This is a genomic window from Nocardioides luteus, assembly GCF_000960475.2.
Lineage (GTDB): Bacteria > Actinomycetota > Actinomycetes > Propionibacteriales > Nocardioidaceae > Nocardioides > Nocardioides luteus_A.
In genome coordinates, this window is record NZ_JZDQ02000056.1 from 1 (window position 1) to 24,104 (window position 24,104).

The following is a 24,104-nucleotide window of genomic DNA, read 5'->3' on the forward strand; positions in this document are numbered from 1 at the left end:
GAGGAGTGAATGAATCTTCGTTCACCCAACCGGGGTGAATGAACTTTCGTTCGCTCGAGGGGAGTGAATGAACTTTCGTTCGCCCAGGGGCAGTGAATGAATCTTTGTTCACCGCGGAGGCAGCCCCCTCCCGCGAAGCGACTGCCTCCCGGCCCAGACCAGCCCCAAGATCCAGCACCAGAGCGCCGGCAAGAGACGACTTCAGGGCTGATAGCGAGGATCCACATCCTCAGCATCGATCCCCAGCAGATCAGCGACCTGCTCGACCACGACCATGAGCACCATCGCCTCGACCTCGGACCGCGTGTGGCAGCGGTGCTCGATCGGCCGCCGGTAGATCACCAGCCGTGCCGGCTTGGCGCCCGAGCCGCGCTCGAGTGACCCGAGCGGGATGTGGTCCTCGACGGTCCAGTCCTTGGGGATGTCCGGCGACTCCTCGACGGCGTACTCGATCAGGCCCAGCCGTGACTGCCAGCGACCGTCGATCTCGGTGACGATCCCCAGCGCGATGTCGTCGAAACGCTCCCGGCGGGTGCGCAGGACCGGGACCTTCGGGTCGGTCGGGACGGCCATCGGGCCGCGTCTGCCACGGCCGTGCCGATCCCTGTGCCTGGTCATGTACGCGAGCCTAACTGCGCGGCTGGCCTCAGGGGAGTACGGTTCACCCGTGACTGCTCGTCGTTGTTCGCGTACCGCCTGCCAGCGCCAAGCCGTCTGCACGCTCACCTATGTGTACGCCGACCAGACGGCCGTCCTCGGCCCGCTGGCGACCTATGCCGAGCCGCATGCCTACGACCTGTGCGAGGAGCACGCCGAGCGCCTCTCCGCGCCGCGAGGCTGGGAGGTCGTCAGGCTGGCCCGAGAGCCGGTCGACCCGCAGCCCAAGGGTGATGACCTGCTCGCGCTGGCCGATGCCGTCCGGGAGGCCGCGAGGCCGCCGGCACCCGCGCCGCGTGGCCCCGCCGTCGCACCCGGGCAGGGCGAACCCGACGAGCCCGGGACGAACGACGGCCAGCCCCGCCCCGGCGGCACCCGTCGCGGCCACCTCCGCGTGCTGACCTCGGAGTAGGGCACTAGAGTTCCGGACATGCCGGAGAGAGTCGACCCCGACATCGCCAACGCCGTCTTCAAGGCGTACGACGTCCGTGGCACCGTCCCTGACCAGATCGACGAGAACCTCGCCCGACTCGCCGGGCGGGCCTTCGTGCACGTCGTGGGCGCCCGCGGTGGGGAGATCGTGATCGGCCACGACATGCGGCCCAGCTCCCCGGCCCTCTCGGGAGCCTTCGCGGAGGGGGCGACCGAGGCAGGCGCCGACGTCACCATCATCGGGCTGGCCTCGACCGACGAGCTCTACTTCGCCTCGGGCCACCTCGGCCTGCCGGGCGCGATGTTCACCGCCAGCCACAACCCGGCGCAGTACAACGGCATCAAGCTGTGCCGTGCCAACGCGGTCCCGGTCGGCGCGGAGAGCGGGCTCGACGAGATCCGTGACCTGGTCATCTCCGGTGAGGCCCCGGTCGTCGATGTCGCGGGCAGCATCAGCGAGACCGACGTGCTGGAGGCGTACGCCGCGCACCTGCTCGCTCTGGCCCCGGTCAAGGGTCGCAAGCTCACCGTCGTCGCAGACGCGGGCAACGGCATGGCCGGCCACACCGCCCCGGCGGTCTTCGGCCGCCTCGGCACCGAGGCCGTCGAGCTGATCCCGATGTACTTCGAGCTCGACGGGACCTTCCCCAACCACGAGGCCAACCCGCTGGACTCGACCACCCTGGTCGACCTTCAGGCCAAGGTCCGCGAGACGGGTGCCGACGCCGGCCTGGCCTTCGACGGCGACGCCGACCGCTGCTTCCTGGTCGACGAGAAGGGTGACCTGGTCAGCCCCAGCGCGATCACCGCCCTGATCGCCGAGCGCGCCCTGGCCAAGGAGCCGGGCGCGACGATCATCCACAACCTGATCACCTCGCGCGCCGTCCCCGAGATCGTCACCGAGCTCGGCGGCACCCCGGTGCGCACCCGCGTCGGCCACTCCTACATCAAGGCCGTGATGGCCGAGTCGGAGGCGGCCTTCGGCGGCGAGCACAGCGGCCACTTCTACTTCCGCGACTTCTGGCGCGCCGACTCCGGCATGCTCGCCGCGCTGCACGTGCTCGGCGCTCTCGCCGAGACCGACAAGTCGCTGAGCGAGCTGTTGGCGGCGTACGACCGCTACCCGATGAGCGGCGAGATCAACTCGACCGTGCCCGACCAGGCAGCCACCGTGGCCGAGATCGAGAAGGCGTACGCAGTGCGCGAGGGTGTCACCGTCGACAAGCTCGACGGTCTGACCCTGTCCCACGCCGACTGGTCCTTCAACGTCCGCGCCTCCAACACCGAGCCGCTGCTGCGGCTCAACGCGGAGGGCAAGGACATACTCACCATGGAGCGCGTCCGCGACGAAGCGCTCGCCATCATCCGAAAGACTGAACCCAATGAAAGGCGGGGTCCCGCATGAGCGCCCTAGGTTTGAGCGAGAAGCTGCTCGAGATCATCGTCTGCCCGCAGTGCCACGGCGACCTGCTGCCCGTCGAGGCCGACAGCGAGCTGGTCTGCCAGGGGGAGTGCGGCCTGGCCTATCCGGTACGCGACGGCATCCCCGTCCTGCTCATCGACGAGGCCCGACCGACCAAGGGCGAGTGAGGCAGCGATGACCTGGTTCGACGAGTCGAGGCTGGACGACGAGCGGGCGCTGGCCGGGATCGACCTGCTGCTGCGTTCGCTGGCCGAGTCCGGTGCCCGGGTCCGCCGGGTCGCTGCCGGGGCCGCAGAACCCCTGCAGGAGGCCGTACGCCGCGCCGCAGAGTCCGGGCGACCCCGGGCCGTGGTCGCGGCCGGTCCCGACTCGCGCCTGCTGCGCGCGGTCCTCGAGCCGTTCTGCCCGGTCCCGTTCGTCGCCTGGCCGGCCCCGGGCCTGCCGGGCTGGGCCGGGAGCCTCGACCTCGTGGTCGTGCTGGCACCGACCGGGTCCGACCCGGGGGAGGCCTCGGCCGCCGCCGAGGCCGTCCGTCGTGGCGCCCAGCTGGTCGTGGCCGCACCGGAGAAGTCGCTGGTCGCCCAGCACGCCGAGGGCCGCGACAGCACCCTGCTCCCGGTCGAGGGTGGCGACACGCTCGCGATGGCGATCTTGATGCTCACCTACCTCAACTCGGTGGGTCTCGGTCCCGAGGCAGATGCAGGCAAGGTGGCCGATGCGCTCGACGACGTCGCCACGGCCTGCTCGCCGCATCGCGACATCTCGGTCAACCCGGGCAAGATCCTGGCGATCTCGCTGGCCGACTCGCTCCCGGTCGTGTGGGGTGGCTCCGTCCTGGCCGCCCGAGCCGCGCGCCGTGTCGCCGAAGGACTGCGCCGCGCCAGCGGCCGTGGGGCCATCGCCGGCGACGCCGACGATCTGCTCCCGGTCCTCGAGGCCGCACGCCCCCGCAACGTCTTCGACGACCCGTTCGCCGAGGAGCAGGCATCCGTACGTCCCGTCCTCGTCGTCCTCGACGACGGCGCGACCGATCCGATCATGCTCGAGCAGCGACGGTCCCTCACCGAGGCCGCGGACACCCGCGGCGTACGGGTGGAGGTCGTGGAGGCGAACGCGAGCACGGAGGTCGCCCGCTACGCGTCGCTGCTCCTCCAAGGGACATACGCCGCGGAGTATCTTCGTTTGGGTTTGGTTAACGATGTTTAATTCCGCATGACGGACAGATCCCTGTGATCTACGTCATGTCTTGCGGTCAGGTTCGTTGGCGGAGCGTCGCCACGATGTGAGATCCCTGGACGCCGGAGAGTGGGCCGTTGTTTGATTTGGCAACAAATCGGTCACATCAGGCCGCATCCCCCTCCCTGGAACAGGATCCCCCTCCCATGAACCAGACCAAGTTCGTCGTCGCCGGTGCCCTGGCGATCCTCGGTGCCGCCGTCTTCAGCGGACGGCTCTCCGAGTCGGCCCCCTCCGCGACCGACGAGTCGAGCGCCGCGGTCGGTGGCACCCTTCGGATCGGCGTCGACAGCGCCGAGCCGGCCTACTACAAGGTCGACGGCGTGACCAAGGGCTTCGACTACCAGATGGCGCGCAGCGTCGCCGAAGGCATGGGTGCCGAGCCCGAGTTCGTGGAGATGGACTTCAACGAGCTGTTCCCGGCTCTGCGGGCGGGCAAGATCGACATGATCGGGGCTCAGGTGACCAAGACCGCGGAGCAGGAGCGCGAGTTCGACTTCAGCGCTCCGTACTTCGTGACGTACGTGTCCTTCCTCGCTCCCAAGGGCTCGCCCGTCCGGACCCGCCGTGACGTCGACGGGAAGAACATCGCCGTCGTCGAGGGCACCGTGCAGGAGCGCTACCTCGAAGAGCAGTACCGAGACGTCAACGTCATCGAGGCGCCGAACGCCGACGAGGCGGTCAGGTCGATGGGACGAGGCGAGGCCGACGCCTTCTTCTACGGCGCTCCCTACGCCGAGCCGATCATCAGGAGCGCACCGATCGCGCTGACGGAGCCGATCGTCTACCAGGCCGAGGACGCTCCCATCGGCTTCGTGGTCCGCGAGGGTGACGAGCGCAAGGAGCAGATCGACGGGGTCATCGAGGACATGGTCCTCAGCGGCGAGTGGATGAAGATCAAGACCGACTACTTCGAGACGGCCCCGCTCTCCGAGGTCTTCCGGGAAAAGGGCGTCTGATATGCGGAAGAGAGCGTTTGTCTCAGCTGATCTGGCGATTGCGCGGTTTGCCGAACGTAGCGCGTGATGCGGCTCACGCGCTACGGTGAAAGTTCGGTTACGGAACGTGACGCGGACCATCGAAAACCTGGACGCGGGGGAGCAGTCAGGTGTTGGATGCAACTTCGTCCGGCCACCTCTGGCCAGCACGTCTCGATTCTCGGCGCCGACGTGACGGGCATGCCCCACCATCCCGGAAAAAACAGGACTTTCGCATGAACCAGATCAAGTTTGTCGTCGCCGGCGCCCTGGCCCTCTTGGGGGTCCTGGTCATCGGCGGCTATTACGCCGACCCGGCCCCGAAAGCGACCGAGGAGAAGAGTGCCGCCGCGGGTGGCACGCTGCGGATCGGGGTCGACGGCACCGAACCGGCCTACTACAAGGTCGACGGCGTGACCAAGGGCTTCGACTACGAGATGGCGCTGGGCGTCGCCGAAGGCATGGGCGCCAAGCCGGAGTTCGTGGTGATGGAGTTCAGCGACCTCTTCCCGGCCCTCCAGGCAGGCAAGATCGACATGATCGGCGCCCAGGTCACCGAGACCGCGGAGCGGAAGCAGGACTTCGACTTCAGCGCGCCCTACTTCGTCACCTACCTGTCCTTCCTCACCCCGGAGGACTCGACCATCAAGACGCGTGACGACATCAACGGCAAGAACGTCGCGATCGTCGAGGGCACCATCCAGGAGCGCTACCTCGAGGAGCAGTACGAGAACGTCAACATCATCAAGGCGAAGGACGAGGACTCCGCGGTCAAGGCGATCCAGAGCGGCGAGGCGGACGCCTTCTTCTACGACGCCCCCTACACCGCGCCGATCATCCACCGGGCGCCGATCCCCCTGAAGGAGGCGATCGTCTACCCGGCCGACGACGCCCCGATCGGGTTCGTCATGCAGAAGGGTGACGAGCGCAAGGAGCAGGTCGACTCGGCTCTCGAGCAGATGATCCTCGATGGGGCCTGGCTGAAGATCAAGAAGGAGTACTTCAAGGAGTACCCGCTCTCCGAGGTCTTCAAGGACAAGGGCGCCTGAGCCTGATGCCGCTCGCCCCATTCGGGGCGTCCTAGTCCAGTAGCCTACGATGCCCGCTGGCCCGGCTCAGGCCAGGTCGCAGCGTCTCGGCGCATCCCTCCCCCCCACCCAGGACGTCGTATGAAATCCCTGAAATTCATCCTTGCGGGCGCGGTCACCCTTCTGGTGATCCTGATCGTGGTCTCCAACACGGTCGAGACGACCGGCCCCGCCCCTGCCCGGCGCAGCAGCGCGGCCGATGACGGCCAGCTCAAGATCGGTGTGCTGAACAGCGCGCCGGTCTACTACACCGAAGGTTCCGGCGCCAAGGGCTTCGACTACGAGATGGCCCTCGGCGTCAGCGAGTCGCTCGGCATCAAGCCGTCGTTCGTACCGATGGACTTCGCCGACCTGTTCACCGCGCTCGATGCGGGCGAGATCGACATGATCGCGTCCCAGGTGAGCGTGACCGAGGAACGTGAGAAGGCCTACGACTTCTCGCACCCCTACTTCGTCACCTACCTGTCCTTCACGACCCCGAAGAACTCCCCGATCAGGAAGCTCAAGGACGTCAACGGCACCAAGGTCGCCATCGTGGACGGCACCGCGCAGGAGGGCATCCTCAAGGCGCGGTTCCCCAAGGCCGAGATCGTGAAGCGGAAGAACGAGGCGGCCGCGCTCGAGGCGGTCGCTGCGGGGAAGGCCGACTCGTTCTTCTACGACGCGCCGTTCACCGCCGGTCTGATCAAGCACGCCCCCATCCCGATGGAGGAGCGGATCGTCTTCCCGTCCGACAAAGCCCCGATCGCCTTCGTCTTCCGCAAGGGCGACGGGCTCAGGGACCAGGCCGACAAGGCGATCGACGAGATGATCGTCAACGGTGACTGGCTGCGGATCAAGACGGACTACTTCGAGCAGTACCCGCTCTCGGAGCGCTTCCGGGAGCAGGGCGTCGAGTAGCCCGATCCACCCGATAGGGTTCGGGTCATGAGCGAGCGACAGCGAGCGACCATGGGCCTCAGGCCGTCGCCTCCGTATTCTTCGCACTTCACCACGGAGGCGGCGGCATGAGCGCCGGACTCTTCGCACTGCTCGACGACGTAGCCGCCATCGCCAAGCTGGCGGCTGCGTCCGTCGACGATGTCGGCGCTGCCGCCGGCAAGGCCTCGGCCAAGGCCGCCGGTGTCGTCATCGACGACACCGCCGTGACGCCGCAGTACGTCCACGGCATCGCCGCCGAGCGCGAGGTGCCGATCATCAAGAAGATCGCCCTCGGGTCGCTGCGCAACAAGCTGCTGATCATCCTGCCCGTCGCGCTGATCCTGGCGCAGTGGGCGCCGTGGGCGATCACCCCGATCCTGATGCTCGGTGGCGCGTTCCTTGCCTTCGAGGGTGTCGAGAAGGTCCTGGAGTGGGTTCGTCCGCACGCCGAGACCCACGACACGCCGGTCGTCGAGGAAGGCCCCGAGGCCGAGCGGACGATGATCGCGGGCGCCGTACGCACCGACCTCATCCTCTCCACAGAGATCATGGTGATCGCGCTCAACGAGGTCATCGACCAGGGCTTCTGGCTGCGCCTCGGCGCGCTGGTGGCGGTCGCCTTCCTGATCACGATCGTGGTCTACGGCGTGGTCGCCCTGATCGTGAAGATGGACGATGTCGGCCTCTCGCTCTCGCAGCGCCCCGGCGCCTTCGCCCAGCGGTTCGGCCTGGGCATGGTCTCGGCCATGCCGAAGGTGCTCACGGTGATCTCGATCGTCGGCACCGTGGCGATGCTCTGGGTCGGTGGTCACCTGATCCTGGTCGGCCTCCACGACGTCAACGGCCTCGCCGCCGGCCACCCCGGCTGGTCGTGGCCCTACGACACCGTCCACCACCTCGAGGAAGAGGTCCACCACGCCCTCGGTGGCGTCGGTGCGGCCGCCGGATGGCTGGTCAACACCTTCTTCTCGGCGATCGTCGGGCTCATCGTCGGGGCGATCGTGGTCGGCGTGCTCCACCTGCTGCCGTTCAAGAAAAACCACTGAGCCGGATCGGGGGCCCGGGGTTAGCCTCGGAGCATGCACCCGATCTAACTCTCGGAGCGCAGCCTCTCCGAGCGCAGCCGTACGCTGCGCGTGCTCGCCTACCACGCCTCGCGTGACGCGGTCCCGCTCTACGCGGTCTACGCCCTGCTCTTCGCCGAGCACGGGCTCTCCGCAGGGCAGATCTCGTCGCTGTTCGTGATCTGGTCGGTGACGGCCTTCGTCGCCGAGGTGCCCTCCGGCGCGTGGGCCGACACGGTCGACCGCCGTCATCTGCTGGTGGCCTCGGCGCTCATCCACGCCGCTGCCTTCGCAGCCTGGACCTGGTGGCCGTCGTACGCCGGCTTCGCGCTCGGCTTCGTGCTGTGGGGCGTGTCCGGCGCACTGATGTCGGGGACGTTCGAGGCGCTGGTCTACGACGACCTCGTGGTGCGTGGCGAGCGTGGGCGCTATCCCCGGCTGATCGGCTACGCGCGCTCCTCGGCGCTGGTGTTCACCCTGCTCGCGGAGCTGGCTGCGGTGCCGTTGCTGTACGCCGGTGGACATCAGCTGGTCGGCGCTGCGTCGGTCGGGGTGGCGCTGGTCCAGTGCGTCCTGGCCGCGACGCTGCCGGTGACGCGGTCCGCACGCCACGGTCGCCGTGACCCGGACGAAGACCCCGCCCGCTACCTCGTGATGCTCCGGGCCGGGCTGGCCGAGGCGTCCCGGACGCCAGCGGTGCGCCGTGCGCTGCTGGTGGCGTCCGTGCTGGTCGGGATGACGGCGTACGACGAGTTCTTCCCGCTGGTCGCCGATGCTCATGGGGTGGCGACGACGACCGTCCCGGTCCTGGTCTCCCTGGCCACGCTCGCCCAGGCGGTCGGCACGGCGCTCGCCGGCCGCACGGCGAGGATGTCCCCGCGTACGCTCGCGGTGGTCGTCGCGGGAGGCGCCGTGCTGATCTCCCTCGGCGCGCTCGTGCACCCGTTCGTGGGCTTCGTCGCCATCGCGCTCGGCTACGGGCTGCTCAACAACGCCATGATCGTGGCCGAGACCCGTCTCCAGGGCCGCATCCAGGGGCCTGCCCGGGCGACCGTCACCAGCGTGCTCGGTCTGGGGGAGGAGACGGTGGCTCTGGTGACGTACGCCTTCGTCGGCCTCGGCTCCGGACTCATCGGGGTCCCGGTGGCCGTCGCGCTGGTCGGGGTGCCGGTGGTGGTCGGAGCGGTGAGGTGTCAGCTGGTGCTGGTCCCTAGATGTTGGCCTGGCGTTTGCCGTCCAGGATTACCGCGGACGCCGAGGGCCGCTTGTAGTCTGGGAAGACCCTGCGTGGGAGATCCCGCTGGTGCGCAGATGCGCGACGCAGGCCCGCATTAAATTCGGTAAGGAATAACCATGGACTACAAGGTTGCCGACCTGAGCCTGGCCGAGTTCGGCCGCAAGGAGCTCACCCTCGCCGAGCACGAGATGCCGGGCCTGATGGCCATGCGCGAGCGCTACGGCAAGGACCAGCCGCTCAAGGGCGCCCGCATCGCCGGCTCGCTGCACATGACCATCCAGACCGGCGTGCTCATCGAGACGCTGACCGCCCTCGGCGCCGACGTGCGCTGGGCCACCTGCAACATCTTCTCCACCCAGGACCACGCCGCCGCGGCCGTCGTCGTCGGCAAGGGCACCCCCGAGGACCCCCAGGGCACCCCGGTCTTCGCCTGGAAGGGCGAGACCCTGGCCGAGTACTGGGACGAGGCCGAGAAGGTCTTCGACTTCACCGACGAGGCCGGCAACAAGATCGGCCCCAACATGCTCCTCGACGACGGCGGCGACATCACGCTGCTCGTCCACAAGGGTGTCGAGTTCGAGAAGGCCGGCGCGGTGCCGGGCCAGGACTCCACCGACAACGAGGAGTTCAAGGAGGTCCTCCGGGTCCTCGACCGGTCGCTGAAGAACGACCCGCAGCGCTGGACCAACATCGCCAACGGCATCAAGGGCGTCACCGAGGAGACCACCACCGGTGTCCTGCGCCTCTACGACCGGTTCAAGGAGGGCTCGCTCCTCTTCCCGGCGATCAACGTCAACGACTCGGTCACCAAGTCGAAGTTCGACAACAAGTACGGCTGCCGCCACTCGCTCATCGACGGCATCAACCGCGCCACCGACGTGATGATCGGCGGCAAGGTCGCGGTCGTGTGCGGCTACGGCGACGTCGGCAAGGGCTCGGCGGAGTCGCTGCGCGGCCAGGGTGCTCGGGTCATCGTCACCGAGATCGACCCGATCTGCGCGCTGCAGGCCGCGATGGACGGCTACGAGGTCCGCCGCCTGGAGTCGGTCGTCGAGACCGCCGACATCTTCATCACCACGACCGGCAACTTCGACATCATCCGGGTCGAGCACTTCGAGAAGATGAAGAACCAGGCCATCGTCGGCAACATCGGCCACTTCGACAACGAGATCGACATGGCCGGCCTCGCGAAGATCCCGGGCATCGTCAAGGACGAGATCAAGCCGCAGGTCCACCAGTGGATCTTCCCCGACGGCAAGAAGATCATCGTGCTCTCCGAGGGCCGTCTGCTCAACCTGGGCAACGCCACCGGTCACCCGAGCTTCGTGATGTCGAACTCCTTCACCAACCAGACGCTGGCCCAGATCGAGCTCTTCACCAAGACCGACGACTACCCGATCGGCGTCTACGTCCTGCCGAAGGCGCTCGACGAGGAGGTCGCCCGCCTCCACCTCGACGCCCTCGGTGTGGAGCTGACCGAGCTCAACCAGGCTCAGGCCGACTACCTCGGCGTCCCGGTCGAGGGTCCCTACAAGGCGGACCACTACCGCTACTGATCGCCGTCCGCGTCGGCGCGTCCGTCCCACAGCACGGGGACAGACGCGCCGACGCGGCGTTTTCGGGTGGCTCATGTGATGCGTCGCACGCACAGGGTGACAGAATCGGACACATGGCCGATCGCAGCGCTCCCGACCAGCCCGCCAAGGGAAAGGTCCTCGTCGTCGATGATGATGCCTCGCTGAGCGAGATGCTGGCGATCGTGCTGAGACAGGAGGGCTTCGACTCGCACCTGGTGGCCCGTGGCGACCTGGCGCTGCCTGCCTTCCACGACTACAAGCCCGACGTGGTGCTGCTCGACCTGATGCTTCCCGGGATGGACGGCATCGAGGTGTGCAAGCAGATCCGCAAGGAGTCGGGCGTGCCGATCGTCATGCTCACCGCGAAGGGCGACACCGTCGACGTGGTGGTCGGGCTCGAGTCCGGGGCCGACGACTACGTGGTGAAGCCGTTCAAGCCCAAGGAGCTGATCGCCAGGATCCGGGCACGCGTACGCCGGCACGGCGACGCCGTCCCCGAGGTGCTGGAGATCGGCGACCTCACCATCGACGTGGCCGGCCACCAGGTCACCCGCGACGGCCAGCAGATCCAGCTCACGCCGCTGGAGTTCGACCTGCTGGAGTGCCTGGCCCGCAAGCCCCACCAGGTCTTCTCCCGCGAGGTGCTGCTGGAGCAGGTGTGGGGCTACCGTCATGCCGCCGACACGCGGCTGGTCAACGTGCACGTCCAGCGACTGCGTTCCAAGGTCGAGCACGACCCGGAGAACCCCGAGATCGTCGTCACCGTCCGTGGCGTCGGCTACAAGGCAGGGCCCGTGTGACACTCCAGCAGGTCGTCCGCACAGCATCGCGGACGCCCAAGAAGCTCCTGACGACGTGGCGCCGGTCGATCCAGACCCGCGTCGTGGTCTACACCGTGCTGCTCACCGCGGCCGCCGTCAGCCTGGTCGGGCTGATCCTGCTCGAGCAGATCGGCGACGAGCTGGTCCAGGACCGCGTCGCCTCGGCGAAGGCGGAGGCCTCCGAGGAGCTCTCCGCGGCCCGTTCGAGCATCGCGGAGACCTCGGGCGCCAACGGCGGCACCCCGCTGCAGCGCAACGACCTGGGCGACCCGATCATCCAGCGCAGCCTCTCGCGCGGCTACGGCGTCGTCATGGCCGGCCCGGTGACGTCGACGTCCGGCCGGATCAGCGATGACGGTGTCGAGTGGACACCGGGTCTGGACGTACGCAGCGTCCCGCCCACGCTGGAGGACCGGTTCCAGACGATCCGGGCCGAGCCGGTCTGGACCTACACCCGGATCTCCTACGACGACGGCGAGCGGTCCTCCACCCCCGGCATCGTGATCGGGGCGCAGCTGGAGCTGCACGACGACACGTACAACATCTACTTCCTCTTCCCGATGGACCAGGAGCAGGAGACGCTCGGCGTCATCACCCGCGGGCTGCTGGCGGCCGGTGCGATCCTGATCCTGCTGATCGGCGTCGGCAGCTGGATCGTGACCCGTCATGTCGTCACGCCCATCCGGATCGCTCGCCGGACCGCGGAGCGGCTCGCCGCCGGCCGGCTCGAGGAGCGGATGGTCGTCCGCGGCGAGGACGACCTCACCGGTCTGGCGATCTCGTTCAACCAGATGGCCAGCGGTCTGCAGAACCAGATCCGGCAGCTCGAGCATCTCTCCCGCGTCCAGCGACGGTTCAGCTCCGACGTCTCCCACGAGCTGCGTACGCCGCTCACCACCGTCCGCATGGCCAGCGACGTCCTCCACGAGGCCCGCGACAGCTTCGACGCCCCGACGGCCCGGGCCGCCGAACTCCTGCAGACCGAGCTGGACCGCTTCGAGACCCTCTTGGGCGACCTGCTCGAGATCAGCCGCTTCGACGCCGGAGCGGCGGTCCTCGACGTCTACGACACCGACCTGACCGCGCTGGCCCACGCCGTCGTCGAGGCCTACACGCCGCTCGCGGACAAGCGGGACATCGAGCTGAAGGTCGTCGCTCCGGACCATCCGTGCACGGCCCAGGTCGACCATCGTCGCGTCGAGCGGATCGTGCGCAACCTGGTGGCCAACGCCACCGACCATGCGCTGGTGGGCCAGACCGTCACCATCCGGATCGACAGCGACGAGCACGCGGCCGCGCTGACCGTCCGCGACCACGGTGTCGGGCTGGCCCCGGGGGAGACCGCGCTGGTCTTCAACCGGTTCTGGCGGGCCGACCCCGCCCGCGACCGCTCCAGCGGCGGCACCGGTCTGGGGCTGTCGATCTCCCTCGAGGACGCCCACCTCCACGGCGGGTGGCTGCAGGCCTGGGGACGCCCCGACCAGGGCGCTCAGTTCCGGCTCACGCTTCCCCGCTATGCCGGTGCCGCGCTGCGTCACAGCCCGCTCCCGCTCGTCCCGGCCGATGCCCGCGACACCCTGGAGGCATCGTGAGATCAGCACTCGCCGTCGTCCTGACCGCGGTCGCGCTCCTCGCCTCGGCGTGCTCGAGCGTGCCCGACTCCGGTCCCGTCCGGCCCGCCGATCTCGCCGCACCGGACGCACAGCAGGAGCTCATCCCCTACAACCCCGGCGCCCCGCGCGCCGGCGCATCCCCCGGTGAGATCGTCGACGGGTTCCTGGACGCCATGAAGGCGACTCCGATGAGCACGGTCTACGCCCGCCGCTACCTCACCAAGGAGGAGGCGACGCGGTGGGCACCGGCCGGCCGCACCCTCGTCTACGGCGAGCGCGGCACCCATGCCGTCTCGTCGCCACAGGTGTCGGTCGAGCTGGAGGACGCCGGCTGGCTCGACGAGCGCGGCGTGTGGCGCGGTGCGATGAGTGCCTCGCAGGCGATCCTCGACTTCGAGCTGACCCGGATCAAGGGCGAGTGGCGGATCAGCTCGGCTCCGAACGCCCTGGTGGTCGACGCGGACTGGTTCCTGACCCACTTCGCCCGCAGCAACCTCTACTACTTCGAGCCGACCGGTCACACGCTGGTGCCGGAGCCGATCTTCGCCCCGAAAGGTGCGTCCTACGCCGCCACTCTCGTCTCCAGCCTGCTGACCGGCCCGGGGGAGGACGCACAGGGCGTCATCCGCAGCGCGCTCCCGACCGCGGCGAACGAGCCCCGCTCGGTGGAGGTACGTGACGGGGTGGCCGAGGTCGACCTGGTCGGTGACCTGGGAGATCACGGGTCCGAGGACCTCCAGCTGATGGGTGCCCAGCTGGCCTGGACCCTGCGCCAGGACGCCAGCGTCGAACGCATCCGGCTCACGATCGACGGCGAGCCGGTGGTGCTGCCGGGCTACGGTGACACGTTCAGCGTCGACAACGGCGGTGGCTACGACCCGAACGGCACCTCCGCGCGGGTCGACCTCTACGCGCTGCGCGGCGGCTCGCTGGTGACCAGCACCGGCGAGGGCGGCGACCCGTGGGTGCCGGTGCTCGGCGGCTGGGCGAAGTCCCACGGCGTCACGGATGTCGCCGTCGACGCCGACGCCTCGACCGCCGCCGCCGTGACCGCCGACCGCACCGGCGTCGTCGTCGGCGAGCTGAGCAGCGACGGCGAGCTCGCCAAGGCTCCGGTGACGGGCACCCGTCTGCTGCGGCCCTCCTGGGACCTCGCCGGCCGGCTGTGGCTGGTCGACAAGGACTCGACCGGCGCCCGGGTGATGTACGTCGACGGCGACCGCCGCGTCCGCGTCGCCATCCCCGGGGTGACGGGGGAGAACGTCACCCGGTTCCTGGTCTCGCGCGACGGCACCCGGTTCGTCGCGGTGATCGGTGGCGAGTCCTCGGACCGCATCGTGGTCAGCCGCCTCCAGGCCAGCTCGAAGGGCGAGATCACGGCCGGGACCTCGGCGGTCCTGCTGCCTCACCCGGATGCCGCCACGATGCAGGTCACCGACATCGCCTGGACCTCGCCCACCACGATCGTCGCGGTCCAGCAGATCAGCTCGACCGCGCTGTTCCAGTCGGTCTCGCTCGACGGTGCCCCCAGCGGTGAGCGCTACACCCTCAGCGACCGGGTCACCGGCGTCGTCGGCTCCCCGGTGGCCTCGGCCCGCCTCTACGCGATGTCCGGGTGGACCCTCTTGGACCCCCTCGACAGGTTCGACCTCGAGCTGCCCTCGGATCTCTCGGACATCACCTACCAGGGCTGACTCTCCACAGCTTTATCCACAGGCGAGCAGCCCTCGGTTGCTCCCGGGCGGCCACCCTGGTCGACTCGGGAGCATGAGTCTTCGAGGGGATCTCGCCGACGCCTGGCACGACCTGGTCGTGGGCGGCCGCTGCGTCGGCTGCGGGCGACCGGGCCGGCTGCTCTGCCGCGACTGCCACGCCGAGCTGCCGCAGGAGGCTCGGCCGAGCCCGCCGACCCCGGCTCCACCCGGCATCGTCCCGGCCTTCGCGGCCGGGCCCTACGAGGGCACCCTCAAGCAACTCGTCATCGGGCTCAAGGAGCATCAGCTCCTCGGCCTCCGAAGGCCTCTGGCCGGCCTGCTCGCGCTCTCCGTCCTCGAGGCCATGGCGCAGACCGGCGCCGGCCTCACGATCCTCGTCCCGGTCCCCTCGCGCCGTTCCTCCGTGCGCGAGCGCGGTCTGGACAGCACCGCGGCGATCACGAGCGGAGCGGCCGCGATGCTGAGGCGGCGCGGGGTCGGCGTACGTCACCACCGGCTGCTCCGCACCAGGCCGGGCGTCGCGGACCAGGCCGGCCTCGACTCACGGCAGCGGCAGGCCAACCTGGACGGTTCGATCACCTGCCCGGCGTCCGGCATCCGGACACTGGCGAGGACGATCCCGCGAGCGACCTTCATCGTCTGCGACGACGTGATCACGACCGGCGCGACGGCGCGCGAGGCTCAGCGAGCGCTGGAATCGGTGGGTCTCGGCGTGAAAGCGATCGCGACCGTCGCGGCCACCCAACGTCGGTCTCACGTTCAAATGTAGGAAACCGCCATGTAATTCTGTTGAAGGGCTTTCGTGGGGCAGATCGGCGAACTACCGTCACTACATGGAGTCCGCCTGGGTCCGTGGTTGCGTCGCAGAGAGGTCCGCGTTGCGGACATCCGAGCGGCAAGCCGATGCCAGTCGCAGGCGAAACGGTCCACGTAACCCTTCGATCCCAGATTTTGGGGCAAGGGGATCACGGTGCGGCTTAGAGATAAGTCCTGCCCTTGCCCTCCCGTCAGATACGGGAACCAGCAGGGAGAAGGTGGAGTGGCATCAAGCCGCTAAGCCTCTGCAGGCGGTTGTGGGGTCGAAGACCAGGTCGGCCGGGCGGACTCCGTACCCCGGAGGTCACATGCGCTGACCATCCGGGATTCCGCCAACCCCGAAACACCGGGAGGTACCCATGGAAGTTGTCGTCACGGCTCGCAACGCCGAGGTCTCAGACCGCTATCGCGCTCACGTAGCAGAGAAGCTCGCGAAGCTCGAGAAGCACGACCACCGCATCATCAGGATCAACGTGGAGGTCGACAACGAGCCCAACCCGCGCCAGCACAAGGGCGCCGTTCACGTCGAGCTCACTGCGTACTCGAAGGGTCCGGTCATCCGGGCGGAGGCGTGTGCCGAGGACAAGATGGGGGCGCTGGACCTGGCTGTCGACAAGATGGCTTCTCAGATGCGCCGCGCCGCCGACCGCCGCCGGGTCCACCGCGGCCGTCGCACGCCGGTATCCGTCGGGCAGGCACTGGCGGGCATCGAGCCCGACGGCCTGACGACGACCGAGTCCGAGACCGACGAGGAGATCGTGCGCGAGCACCAGGTCGGTCCGATCACCGTGACGGGGGAGGGGCCCTTGGTGGTCCGGGAGAAGACCCACACGGCGGAGCCGATGACGCTCGACCAGGCGCTCTACGAGATGGAGCTGGTCGGCCACGACTTCTACCTCTACATCGACAAGGACTCGACGAGGCCGTCGGTCGTCTACCGCCGGAGGGGGTATGACTACGGGGTGATCGCGCTCAACCGCGCGGACCTCGTCTGACCGCGGGCCCAAGCACAACGGCCGGGATTTTTCCATCCCTCAGATGGAGGAGTCCCGGCCATTCCCTTTGTCATCATGAGTTACGTGCCATGATGCATTCGTGTCATCTACATCTGGTGCCGATCGTGAGCCGGTCCGCGTCTTGGTTGTCGACGACCAGGAGCTCTTCCGAAGGGGTCTGGTCGCGCTGCTGGCGAGCGAACCGGGCATCGAGGTCATCGGCGAGGCCACCAACGGCATCGAGGGCACCGAGCGTGCCGCGGCGTCTGCTCCGGACGTCGTGCTGCTCGACGTACGCATGCCCAAGCAGACCGGCCTGGAGGCCTGCGTCGCGATCAAGGAGGCCGTGCCCTCGGCCAACATCATCATGCTGACCGTCTCCGACGAGGAGGCCGACCTCTACGACGCGGTCAAGGCCGGCGCGATGGGCTACCTCCTCAAGGACTCCTCGATCGACCAGGTCGCCCAGGCGATCCGGGTCGTCGCCGACGGCCAGTCCCTGATCAGCCCGTCCATGGCGGTGAAGCTGATGGAGGAGTTCAAGCAGATGTCCCGGCCCGACCGCTCGCCGGTCCCGGGCCCCAAGCTCACCGACCGCGAGCTCGAGGTCCTCGGCCTGGTCGCCAAGGGCCTCAACAACCGCGAGATCGCCAAGCGGCTGTTCATCTCCGAGAACACGGTCAAGAACCACGTACGCAACATCCTGGAGAAGCTCCAGGCCCACTCGCGCATGGAGGCGGTCATGTACGCGGTTCGCCAGAAGCTCCTCAACGTGGACTAGGCTGACGCCAGCGTCGCGTGCCGGTGGCAGACCGTGTCAGGCATGGAGGCGCCGGACACGAAGGAGCACGACATGTTGTTGTCGTCCCCTTCGCCCTCACGTGACTGAGGGCGAGAAGACCAGGCTGATCGCCTGGAGCAACGAGATGCGCAGCGTCCACGAGAGACTGCGCAACGCACTGCGGGTGACGCAGGAGGCCATCGCCAAGGGCGACCCGGCTGCGCCGGCGGCCCGTGACCTGCTGCTGTTCTGTCACGGGTTCTGTGCGGCCCTGACCGGCCACCACGAGGGCGAGGACCGGGAGCTGTTCCCGGCGATCGGCGCAGCTCACCCCGAGCTGAGGGACACGATCCGCCAGCTGGAGCAGGACCACTCCATGATCGGCCATCTCCTCGGCGGCCTGCAGGCCGCCGTCGATCGGGCCAGCACCCCCGAGGCGCTCGGCAAGCACCTCGAGGGCATCGCCGCGATCATGGAGTCCCACTTCCGCTTCGAGGAGCGCAAGCTGCTGAGCGTGCTCGACTCGCTCGAGCTGGAGGCGGACGTGGGTGAGGTCTTCGGCCCGCTGTGAGCGCGCGGGTCTGACGGACCGGTCAGGCCGTCGCGTCGCGCAGCCGGGGCAGCGCGGCGGCGATCTCGTCGAGGGTGGACAGGTGGTCGCTGCTGCGCGGGAGCACGAAGACGAACTCGGTCGCACCGACCGCGCGGTAGGACAGGACCGTCGGCACGAGATCGCCGATCGGGCTGTCGAGGCGGAACTGCACCGTGCGCCGGATCTCGCTCGGGTCGCGGCCGACGTCACTGCAGTGGGCGTCGAGGATCGAGCCGAGACGGGCGAACTCCTCCGGGGTCTCACCGGTCGCGTTCCAGGCGTCCGCATACTGCGCCACCATCCGCAGCGTACGTCTCGGGCCGCTGCCGCCGATCCAGATCGGCGGGTGGGGGCGCTGGACGGGCTTGGGCTCGGCGACCGCCTCGGCGAGCTGGTAGTGGGTGCCCTCGAACGTCGTCAGGGGAGCGGTCCAGAGTGAGCGGATGATCTGCAGCGCCTCCTCGAGCCGGTCGAAGCGTTCGCCGAACGTGCCGAACTCCAGGCCGTACATGGTGTGCTCGCGCTCCGCCCATCCGGCGCCGATCCCGAACTCCAGCCGCCCGCCGGAGAGGTGGTCGACGGTGGTGGCGAGCTTCGCGAGCATGCCGGGGTGGCGGTAGGTGTTGCCGGTGACCATGCACCCGATCCGCACCCGCGAGGTCGCCACCGCCATCGCGGCCTGCATGGCCCAGGCGTCGAAGATCGGGTCGGTCGGATCCGAACCGAGGGACGCGATGTGGTCCATCACCCAGACGTGGTCGAAGCCCGCCTCGTCGGCCGTACGCCACACCTGCAGGTAGTCCTCGATCGGGGCGTTCTGGCTGAGCTTGATCCCGAATCGTGTCGTCACGTGGGTCCACTCTAGGAGGCACGTCCAGGTGGCTGGGCCGGTTCCGGACGGGACTTGTCCGGAACCGGCTCTAGAGTCGGAGGCGTGCCCCGCTCACAGACACTCAGCCGCTCCCAGGCCCGCCGGATCGCGCTGGCGGCGCAGGGCTTCGCCGACAAGCCCCACACCACGCCGACGATGCGTACCTTCCAGCGCACCCTCGAGCGCACCGGAGTCCTCCAGGTCGACTCGGTCAACGTCCTGCAGCGCGCGCACTACATGCCGCTCTACAGCCGGATGGGGGCGTACGACACCGGGCTGCTGCACCGCGCCAGCACGGGCCTGAGGGACCGCCGGATGGTCGAGTACTGGGCGCACGTGCAGGCGTTCATGCCGGTCGAGCTGTGGCCGCACATGCAGTGGCGGATGGACCACTACCGCGCCCAGAAGGGCTCCAAGTGGTGGGGGAGCGTTCCGGACGGGATGAAGGAGAAGGTGCTCGCGCTGGTGGCCGAGCAGGGGGCGCTCACCGCGCGCGAGGCGGCCAAGGCGCTCGACGACGCCGGCCCGCAGACCAAGGACCACTGGGGCTGGAACTGGTCCGACTCGCGCAAGACCCTCGACATCCTCTACATGTTCGGCGAGCTGGCCATCGCCGGCCGCAACGACCAGTTCGAGGTCGCCTACGACCTGCCCGAGCGCGTCATCCCGCGCCGCTACCTCGACACGCCGACGCCGTCGAAGGATGAGGCCCACCTCGAGCTCGTACGCCGCGCCGCCAGGTCCCACGGGGTCGGCACCGCCAAGGACATCGCCGACTACTTCCGGATGCGCGTGGACGACACGACCCGCGCGCTCAACCGGCTCATCGAGGCCGGCGAGGTCGAGCCGGTCATGGTCGAGGGCATCCGCAAGCAGGCGTACCTCTTCTCCCGGTCGCGCCTGCCGCGCCGCATCGAGGCCCGCGCACTGTTGAGCCCGTTCGACCCGCTGGTTTGGGAGCGGGAGCGCACCGAGGCGCTCTTCGACTTCTTCTACCGGATCGAGATCTACACGCCGGCGCCGAAGCGGATCCACGGCTACTACGTGCTCCCGTTCCTCCTCGGCGAGCACATCGTAGGCCGGGTCGACCTGAAGGCCGACCGCAGGAGCGGGACGCTCCAGGTCAAGGGCGCGTACGCCGAACCGCACGCCCCGGTCGAGACCGCCGTCGAGCTGGCGGCCGAGCTCGAGCGGCTCGCCGGCTGGTTGGGCCTGGACGCCATCCAGGTCGATCCCAAGGGCGACCTGGCGCCACTCCTTGCGCCGTTGGTGTGAGCAGGCGACCGGCAGGTGGGTAGAGTGACCGTGCTATCCGTCTGCCGCTAGTAGGAGCCCGCCACCGTGGCAATTCTCGACAAGATCCTTCGCCTCGGCGAAGGCAAGATCCTTCGCGAGCTCGAGGCCATCTCGAAGGCCGTCAACGCGATCGAGGACGAGTTCGTCGCGATGAGCGACGACGAGCTGCGCGGGATGACCGACGAGTTCAAGCAACGCCTGGAGAACGGCGAGGACCTCGACGACATCATGGCCGAGGCGTTCGCCACCGTCCGTGAGGTCACCAAGCGCGTCCTGGGCCAGCGTCACTACGACGTCCAGATCCAGGGCGGCGCGGCGCTCCACCTCGGCAACATCGCCGAGATGAAGACCGGTGAGGGCAAGACCCAGACCGCGGTGCTCCCGGCCTACCTCAACGCGCTGGCCGGCAAGGGCGTCCACGTCGTCACCGTCAACGACTACCTGGCCAAGTACCAGTCCGAGGTGATGGGCCGCATCTACGGCTTCCTCGGCCTCACCGTCGGCGTGATCCTGCCGCAGATGACCCCCGCGCAGCGCCGCGAGGCCTACAACTGCGACATCACCTACGGCACCAACAACGAGCTCGGCTTCGACTACCTGCGCGACAACATGGCCTCCTCCATGGAGGACCTGGTCCAGCGCGGCCACTTCTTCGCGATCGTCGACGAGGTCGACTCGATCCTCATCGACGAGGCCCGGACCCCGCTGATCATCTCCGGTCCGACCGAGGACGACGTGAAGTGGTACGACGAGTTCGCCACGATCGCCAAGAGCCTGGTCCGCGACGTCGACTACGAGGTCGACGAGAAGAAGCGCACCATCGCCGTCCTCGAGCGGGGCATCACCAAGGTCGAGGACCACCTCGGCATCGAGAACCTCTACGAGGCCGTCAACACCCCGCTGATCTCGTTCATGAACAACTCGATCAAGGCCAAGGAGCTCTTCCGCCGCGACAAGGAGTACGTCGTCGCCAACGACGAGGTCCTGATCGTCGACGAGCACACCGGCCGCATGCTCGCCGGCCGGCGCTACAACGACGGTCTGCACCAGGCGATCGAGGCCAAGGAGGGTGTGAAGGTCCGCGAGGAATACCAGACCCTCGCGAGCATCACCCTGCAGAACTACTTCCGCCTCTACGAGAAGCTCTCCGGCATGACCGGTACGGCGATGACCGAGGAGTCGGAGTTCGACAAGATCTACAAGCTCGGCGTGGTCCCGATCCCGACCAACAAGCCGATGATCCGCAAGGACCAGCCCGACCTCGTCTACCGCACCGAGGTGGCGAAGTACGAGGCCGTCGCCGACGACATCGTCGAGCGGCACAAGAAGGGCCAGCCGGTGCTGGTCGGCACGGTCTCGGTGGAGAAGTCCGAATACCTCGGCAACATCCTCAAGAAGCGCGGCGTCCCGCACACCGTCCTCAACGCGAAATACCACGCCGACGAGGCGAAGATCGTCGCGCTGGCCGGTCACCGGGGCGCCGTCACGGTCGCCACCAACATGGCCGGCCGAGGCACCGACATCATGCTCGGTGGTTCGGTCGACTTCCTGGCCGACCAGGAGCTCCGCAAGCAGGGCCTGGAGCCCACCGGCGAGACCGCCGAGGCGTACGAGAACGCCTGGGCGGCGACCGTCGAGCGGATCAAGGAGCAGGTCAAGGCCGAGCACGAGGAGGTCACCAAGCTCGGTGGTCTCTACGTCCTCGGCACCGAGCGGCACGAGTCCCGCCGCATCGACAACCAGCTGCGTGGTCGTTCCGGCCGTCAGGGTGACCCGGGCGAGTCCCGCTTCTACCTGTCGCTGGAGGACGACCTGATGCGCCTGTTCAAGGGCGAGTGGGTCGACCGCATCCTGACCACGCTGAAGATCCCCGACGACGTGCCGATCGAGGCCAAGTCGGTGACCAAGTCGATCGCCAACGCGCAGACCCAGGTCGAGGGCCAGAACTTCGAGTCCCGCAAGAACGTCCTCAAGTACGACGACGTCATGGACCGCCAGCGCAAGGTGATCTACGCCGAGCGCCGCGAGGTCCTCGAGGGCGCCGACCTCGAGGAGCAGATCCGGGGCTTCATCGACGACGTCGTCGAAGGCATGGTCACCGGAGCGACCCAGGACTACGCCGAGGAGTGGGACCTCGACCAGCTGTGGACCGACCTCAAGCAGATCTGGCCGGTCTCGGTCGAGCCGAAGTACCTGATCACGAAGGCCGGCGGCAGCAAGGACGACCTCGACCGCCAGGAGCTCATCGAGTTCCTCAAGAAGGACGCCCAGGAGGCCTACGACCGCCGCGAGGAGGAGATCGGCTCCGAGGGCATGCGCGAGGTCGAGCGCCAGGTCGTGCTCTCGGTCCTGGACCGGAAGTGGCGCGAGCACCTCTACGAGATGGACTACCTGCGCGAGGGCATCGGCCTGCGGGCCTACTCGCAGCGTGACCCGCTGGTGGAATACCAGCGCGAGGGCTTCGACATGTTCACCGCGATGATGGACGGCATCAAGGAGGCCGCGGTCGGCTACCTGTTCAACCTGGAGGTCCAGGTCGAGCAGACCGAACCCGAGTTCCACTACCACCCCGACGGCACCCGTCACGCCGGTCCGATGCACGAGGGCGCGCTCGCCGAGCCGCCGGTCGGCGTCGGCCAGGCCGGTGGCCTCCAGGACATCTCCGCGGCCCTGAAGGCCGAGGCGGCGAAGGCTTCGGCCAGTGCCCCGCACATCACTGCGAAGGGCCTGCAGAAGCCTGCCGCGCCCAAGCACCTGGCCTTCACCGGCCCGGACGAGCAGGGTCAGGCCGAGGCGCAGGGCAACACGGTCACCAACGCCGACGACCCGTTCGCCAAGGTCGGCCGCAACGAGCAGTGCCCCTGCGGCTCGGGCAAGAAGTTCAAGCAGTGCCACGGCCGCCCCGGTGGCCCGACCGGTCTCACCACCCGCGTCAACGGCTGAGGATCCCTCAGCGTCGAACCCGTGGAGCGCTGTACGTACCACGTACGTACCGCGCTCCACGGGGTCAGCTGCTCATGGCGGTGCATCTGTCTCCGCATGTCGACAGCGACCCCGTCCACCCGTGCCGGGCCAGGATCCTGCCCACCCGTGCGGCCGTACGGCACGGGGTGTCGAACACTTGATGCCACCGCAACCGCGCGGTGACCGACCCGGCGCTGGCGAGGTCGTCCAGGTCCCGGTCGGCGTCGCGGGCCTGATCCCGCCACCCCTCATGGCCCAGGGCGCCGTCGAGCTCGACCACGAGTGCGTATTCGAGATACTCGACGTCACGGAACTGGTTGCCGCCGGGACCGGTCCGCGGAGCCTGCCGTTTCCCGGCGGGCAGGCCGTGCGGCCGTTCCACCTTGGTGAGGTAGCCGTGCTCGAGGACCGAATGTGTGCCGGCTTCGAGGTCGTCGATGATACCGGCGACAAGCCGTCTGCGACGCAAGGACGGGTAGCGGCCAAGTGCCGCGCGGAGCGAGTGCGCGGTGACGTACGTCCTGCTCGCGACTTGTGCCATGGCCGCGATCGCGTCGATCTCGTTGCGTGCCTCGTGAGCGATCAACAACGCGTTGTCCTCGACGTTGAGCCTGGGTGGGGTGCCGCCATAGGTGCGCGGTGCCAGCGCGGCCAGCCGATGGATCACCAGACCTTCCTGCGGTCTGACCCGGCGTGACTTGTCGATGGCTACGTGGATCGGGTCGTTCAGGTCACGGCCTCTCGGCTGCTCGAGACTGGTCCAGCACAGGAACGCGGGTTCGGCGTAGAGCACGGCTGCCCATGCCCGCTGTGTCCAGGTGAGCGGTCCGGTGTGGTCGGCATATACCCGTGGATGCACCCGGCGTAGCTCGTTGCGCCGCAACCGGCGCTCGATGTCGGTGCGGGTGACGCCACCCGCCACGAGCTGGGCGTACGTCGCAATCCCGTCCTGCATCCGCAGCTGAGACGCCAGCATCCCCGCGGCGTGAACGCGTGCCCGTTCGGTCTCGGCGTCGTCGGTGGCGCTC

22 protein-coding genes are annotated in these 24,104 nt (G+C 68.5%); 19 read left to right on the forward strand and 3 right to left on the reverse strand.

Translation table 11 applies throughout. The features are described from left to right. Positions 1 to 201: 201 nt before the first annotated feature. On the reverse strand, positions 202 to 618 hold the full coding sequence (locus UG56_RS26290) for a metallopeptidase family protein (RefSeq protein WP_045552053.1): 417 nt from the start codon (positions 616 to 618) through the stop codon (positions 202 to 204). A 49-nt stretch (positions 619 to 667) separates the two neighbouring features. Between UG56_RS26290 and UG56_RS26295 the strand changes: the two genes are divergently transcribed. The 17 genes from UG56_RS26295 (at position 668) to UG56_RS26375 (ending at position 17,924) form a co-directional block, all read left to right on the forward strand. Then, complete coding sequence (locus UG56_RS26295; RefSeq protein ID WP_371264412.1) at positions 668 to 1,069, forward strand: DUF3499 domain-containing protein; 402 nt, start codon at positions 668 to 670, stop codon at positions 1,067 to 1,069. 18 nt (positions 1,070 to 1,087) lie between these two features. Continuing rightward, positions 1,088 to 2,494 carry a phosphomannomutase/phosphoglucomutase gene (locus tag UG56_RS26300; RefSeq protein ID WP_045552121.1) on the forward strand — a complete coding sequence of 469 codons (1,407 nt, stop codon included), beginning with the start codon at positions 1,088 to 1,090 and terminating at the stop codon, positions 2,492 to 2,494. Continuing rightward, positions 2,491 to 2,679: a Trm112 family protein gene (locus UG56_RS26305; RefSeq protein WP_045552122.1), complete on the forward strand. Its 189-nt coding sequence runs from the start codon at positions 2,491 to 2,493 to the stop codon at positions 2,677 to 2,679. The genes UG56_RS26300 and UG56_RS26305 overlap by 4 nt, the downstream gene beginning before the upstream one ends. 7 nt (positions 2,680 to 2,686) lie before the next feature. Then, entirely contained in the window at positions 2,687 to 3,718 is a 1,032-nt protein-coding gene (locus UG56_RS26310; RefSeq protein WP_071327350.1) for an SIS domain-containing protein, read from the forward strand. Positions 3,719 to 3,894: 176 nt separating this feature from the next. After that, positions 3,895 to 4,707: a substrate-binding periplasmic protein gene (locus UG56_RS26315; RefSeq protein WP_045550971.1), complete on the forward strand. Its 813-nt coding sequence runs from the start codon at positions 3,895 to 3,897 to the stop codon at positions 4,705 to 4,707. Between the two features lie 254 nt (positions 4,708 to 4,961). Continuing rightward, on the forward strand, positions 4,962 to 5,774 hold the full coding sequence (locus tag UG56_RS26320; protein ID WP_045550970.1) for a substrate-binding periplasmic protein: 813 nt from the start codon (positions 4,962 to 4,964) through the stop codon (positions 5,772 to 5,774). Positions 5,775 to 5,894: 120 nt separating this feature from the next. Further along, positions 5,895 to 6,713, forward strand: coding sequence for a substrate-binding periplasmic protein (locus UG56_RS26325; protein ID WP_045550969.1), 819 nt, complete (start codon positions 5,895 to 5,897; stop codon positions 6,711 to 6,713). Positions 6,714 to 6,820: 107 nt separating this feature from the next. Continuing rightward, positions 6,821 to 7,780: a DUF808 domain-containing protein gene (locus UG56_RS26330; RefSeq protein ID WP_045550968.1), complete on the forward strand. Its 960-nt coding sequence runs from the start codon at positions 6,821 to 6,823 to the stop codon at positions 7,778 to 7,780. A gap of 90 nt (positions 7,781 to 7,870) precedes the next feature. Continuing rightward, positions 7,871 to 9,133: an MFS transporter gene (locus UG56_RS26335; protein WP_071327351.1), complete on the forward strand. Its 1,263-nt coding sequence runs from the start codon at positions 7,871 to 7,873 to the stop codon at positions 9,131 to 9,133. Between the two features lie 18 nt (positions 9,134 to 9,151). After that, positions 9,152 to 10,591 (forward strand): adenosylhomocysteinase, encoded by a 1,440-nt coding sequence (gene ahcY / locus UG56_RS26340; RefSeq protein ID WP_008364118.1) that lies wholly within the window; start codon positions 9,152 to 9,154, stop codon positions 10,589 to 10,591. A gap of 113 nt (positions 10,592 to 10,704) precedes the next feature. Next, a complete protein-coding gene (mtrA, locus tag UG56_RS26345; RefSeq protein ID WP_045550967.1) occupies positions 10,705 to 11,412 on the forward strand; it encodes an MtrAB system response regulator MtrA in 708 nt (235 codons plus the stop codon). Beyond that, complete coding sequence (gene mtrB / locus UG56_RS26350) at positions 11,409 to 13,025, forward strand: MtrAB system histidine kinase MtrB (protein WP_045550966.1); 1,617 nt, start codon at positions 11,409 to 11,411, stop codon at positions 13,023 to 13,025. The genes mtrA and mtrB overlap by 4 nt, the downstream gene beginning before the upstream one ends. Continuing rightward, complete coding sequence (locus UG56_RS26355) at positions 13,022 to 14,740, forward strand: LpqB family beta-propeller domain-containing protein (RefSeq protein WP_045550965.1); 1,719 nt, start codon at positions 13,022 to 13,024, stop codon at positions 14,738 to 14,740. Before mtrB ends, UG56_RS26355 begins: the two co-directional genes overlap by 4 nt. A gap of 73 nt (positions 14,741 to 14,813) precedes the next feature. Then, positions 14,814 to 15,530 (forward strand): ComF family protein, encoded by a 717-nt coding sequence (locus tag UG56_RS26360; protein WP_071327352.1) that lies wholly within the window; start codon positions 14,814 to 14,816, stop codon positions 15,528 to 15,530. A 406-nt stretch (positions 15,531 to 15,936) separates the two neighbouring features. Then, the gene (gene hpf, locus UG56_RS26365) at positions 15,937 to 16,572 is read left to right on the forward strand and encodes a ribosome hibernation-promoting factor, HPF/YfiA family (protein ID WP_045547973.1); all 636 of its coding nucleotides are present in this window, start codon (positions 15,937 to 15,939) and stop codon (positions 16,570 to 16,572) included. A 100-nt stretch (positions 16,573 to 16,672) separates the two neighbouring features. Continuing rightward, entirely contained in the window at positions 16,673 to 17,353 is a 681-nt protein-coding gene (locus UG56_RS26370) for a response regulator (protein ID WP_045547972.1), read from the forward strand. A 100-nt stretch (positions 17,354 to 17,453) separates the two neighbouring features. Continuing rightward, complete coding sequence (locus tag UG56_RS26375; protein WP_045547971.1) at positions 17,454 to 17,924, forward strand: hemerythrin domain-containing protein; 471 nt, start codon at positions 17,454 to 17,456, stop codon at positions 17,922 to 17,924. A 22-nt stretch (positions 17,925 to 17,946) separates the two neighbouring features. On the opposite strand, the gene UG56_RS26380 is transcribed toward UG56_RS26375, so the two are convergent. Next, positions 17,947 to 18,795, reverse strand: a complete 849-nt coding sequence (locus UG56_RS26380) for an LLM class F420-dependent oxidoreductase (RefSeq protein WP_045547970.1) — start codon at positions 18,793 to 18,795, stop codon at positions 17,947 to 17,949. An 84-nt stretch (positions 18,796 to 18,879) separates the two neighbouring features. Here UG56_RS26380 and UG56_RS26385 point away from each other — a divergent pair, with 84 nt between their 5' ends. Together UG56_RS26385 and secA are read left to right on the forward strand one after the other, a co-directional pair. Then, entirely contained in the window at positions 18,880 to 20,091 is a 1,212-nt protein-coding gene (locus UG56_RS26385; RefSeq protein ID WP_045547969.1) for a winged helix-turn-helix domain-containing protein, read from the forward strand. A 66-nt stretch (positions 20,092 to 20,157) separates the two neighbouring features. After that, positions 20,158 to 23,055, forward strand: coding sequence for a preprotein translocase subunit SecA (secA, locus tag UG56_RS26390; protein WP_045547968.1), 2,898 nt, complete (start codon positions 20,158 to 20,160; stop codon positions 23,053 to 23,055). Between the two features lie 64 nt (positions 23,056 to 23,119). Here secA and UG56_RS26395 read toward each other — a convergent pair. Beyond that, the coding region (locus tag UG56_RS26395) for a hypothetical protein (RefSeq protein WP_084101646.1) at positions 23,120 to 24,104 on the reverse strand (985 nt) is incomplete at its 5' end.

Coding starts and splice junctions, on each gene's coding strand:
- UG56_RS26330 (WP_045550968.1), top strand. CDS start 6,821: ATGAGCGCCGGACTCTTCGCACTGCTCGACGACGTAGCCGCCATCGCC.
- UG56_RS26310 (WP_071327350.1), top strand. CDS start 2,687: ATGACCTGGTTCGACGAGTCGAGGCTGGACGACGAGCGGGCGCTGGCC.
- UG56_RS26325 (WP_045550969.1), top strand. CDS start 5,895: ATGAAATCCCTGAAATTCATCCTTGCGGGCGCGGTCACCCTTCTGGTG.
- UG56_RS26300 (WP_045552121.1), top strand. CDS start 1,088: ATGCCGGAGAGAGTCGACCCCGACATCGCCAACGCCGTCTTCAAGGCG.
- UG56_RS26360 (WP_071327352.1), top strand. CDS start 14,814: ATGAGTCTTCGAGGGGATCTCGCCGACGCCTGGCACGACCTGGTCGTG.
- UG56_RS26320 (WP_045550970.1), top strand. CDS start 4,962: ATGAACCAGATCAAGTTTGTCGTCGCCGGCGCCCTGGCCCTCTTGGGG.
- UG56_RS26305 (WP_045552122.1), top strand. CDS start 2,491: ATGAGCGCCCTAGGTTTGAGCGAGAAGCTGCTCGAGATCATCGTCTGC.
- ahcY (WP_008364118.1), top strand. CDS start 9,152: ATGGACTACAAGGTTGCCGACCTGAGCCTGGCCGAGTTCGGCCGCAAG.
- UG56_RS26290 (WP_045552053.1), bottom strand. CDS start 618: ATGACCAGGCACAGGGATCGGCACGGCCGTGGCAGACGCGGCCCGATG.
- UG56_RS26315 (WP_045550971.1), top strand. CDS start 3,895: ATGAACCAGACCAAGTTCGTCGTCGCCGGTGCCCTGGCGATCCTCGGT.
- hpf (WP_045547973.1), top strand. CDS start 15,937: ATGGAAGTTGTCGTCACGGCTCGCAACGCCGAGGTCTCAGACCGCTAT.
- mtrA (WP_045550967.1), top strand. CDS start 10,705: ATGGCCGATCGCAGCGCTCCCGACCAGCCCGCCAAGGGAAAGGTCCTC.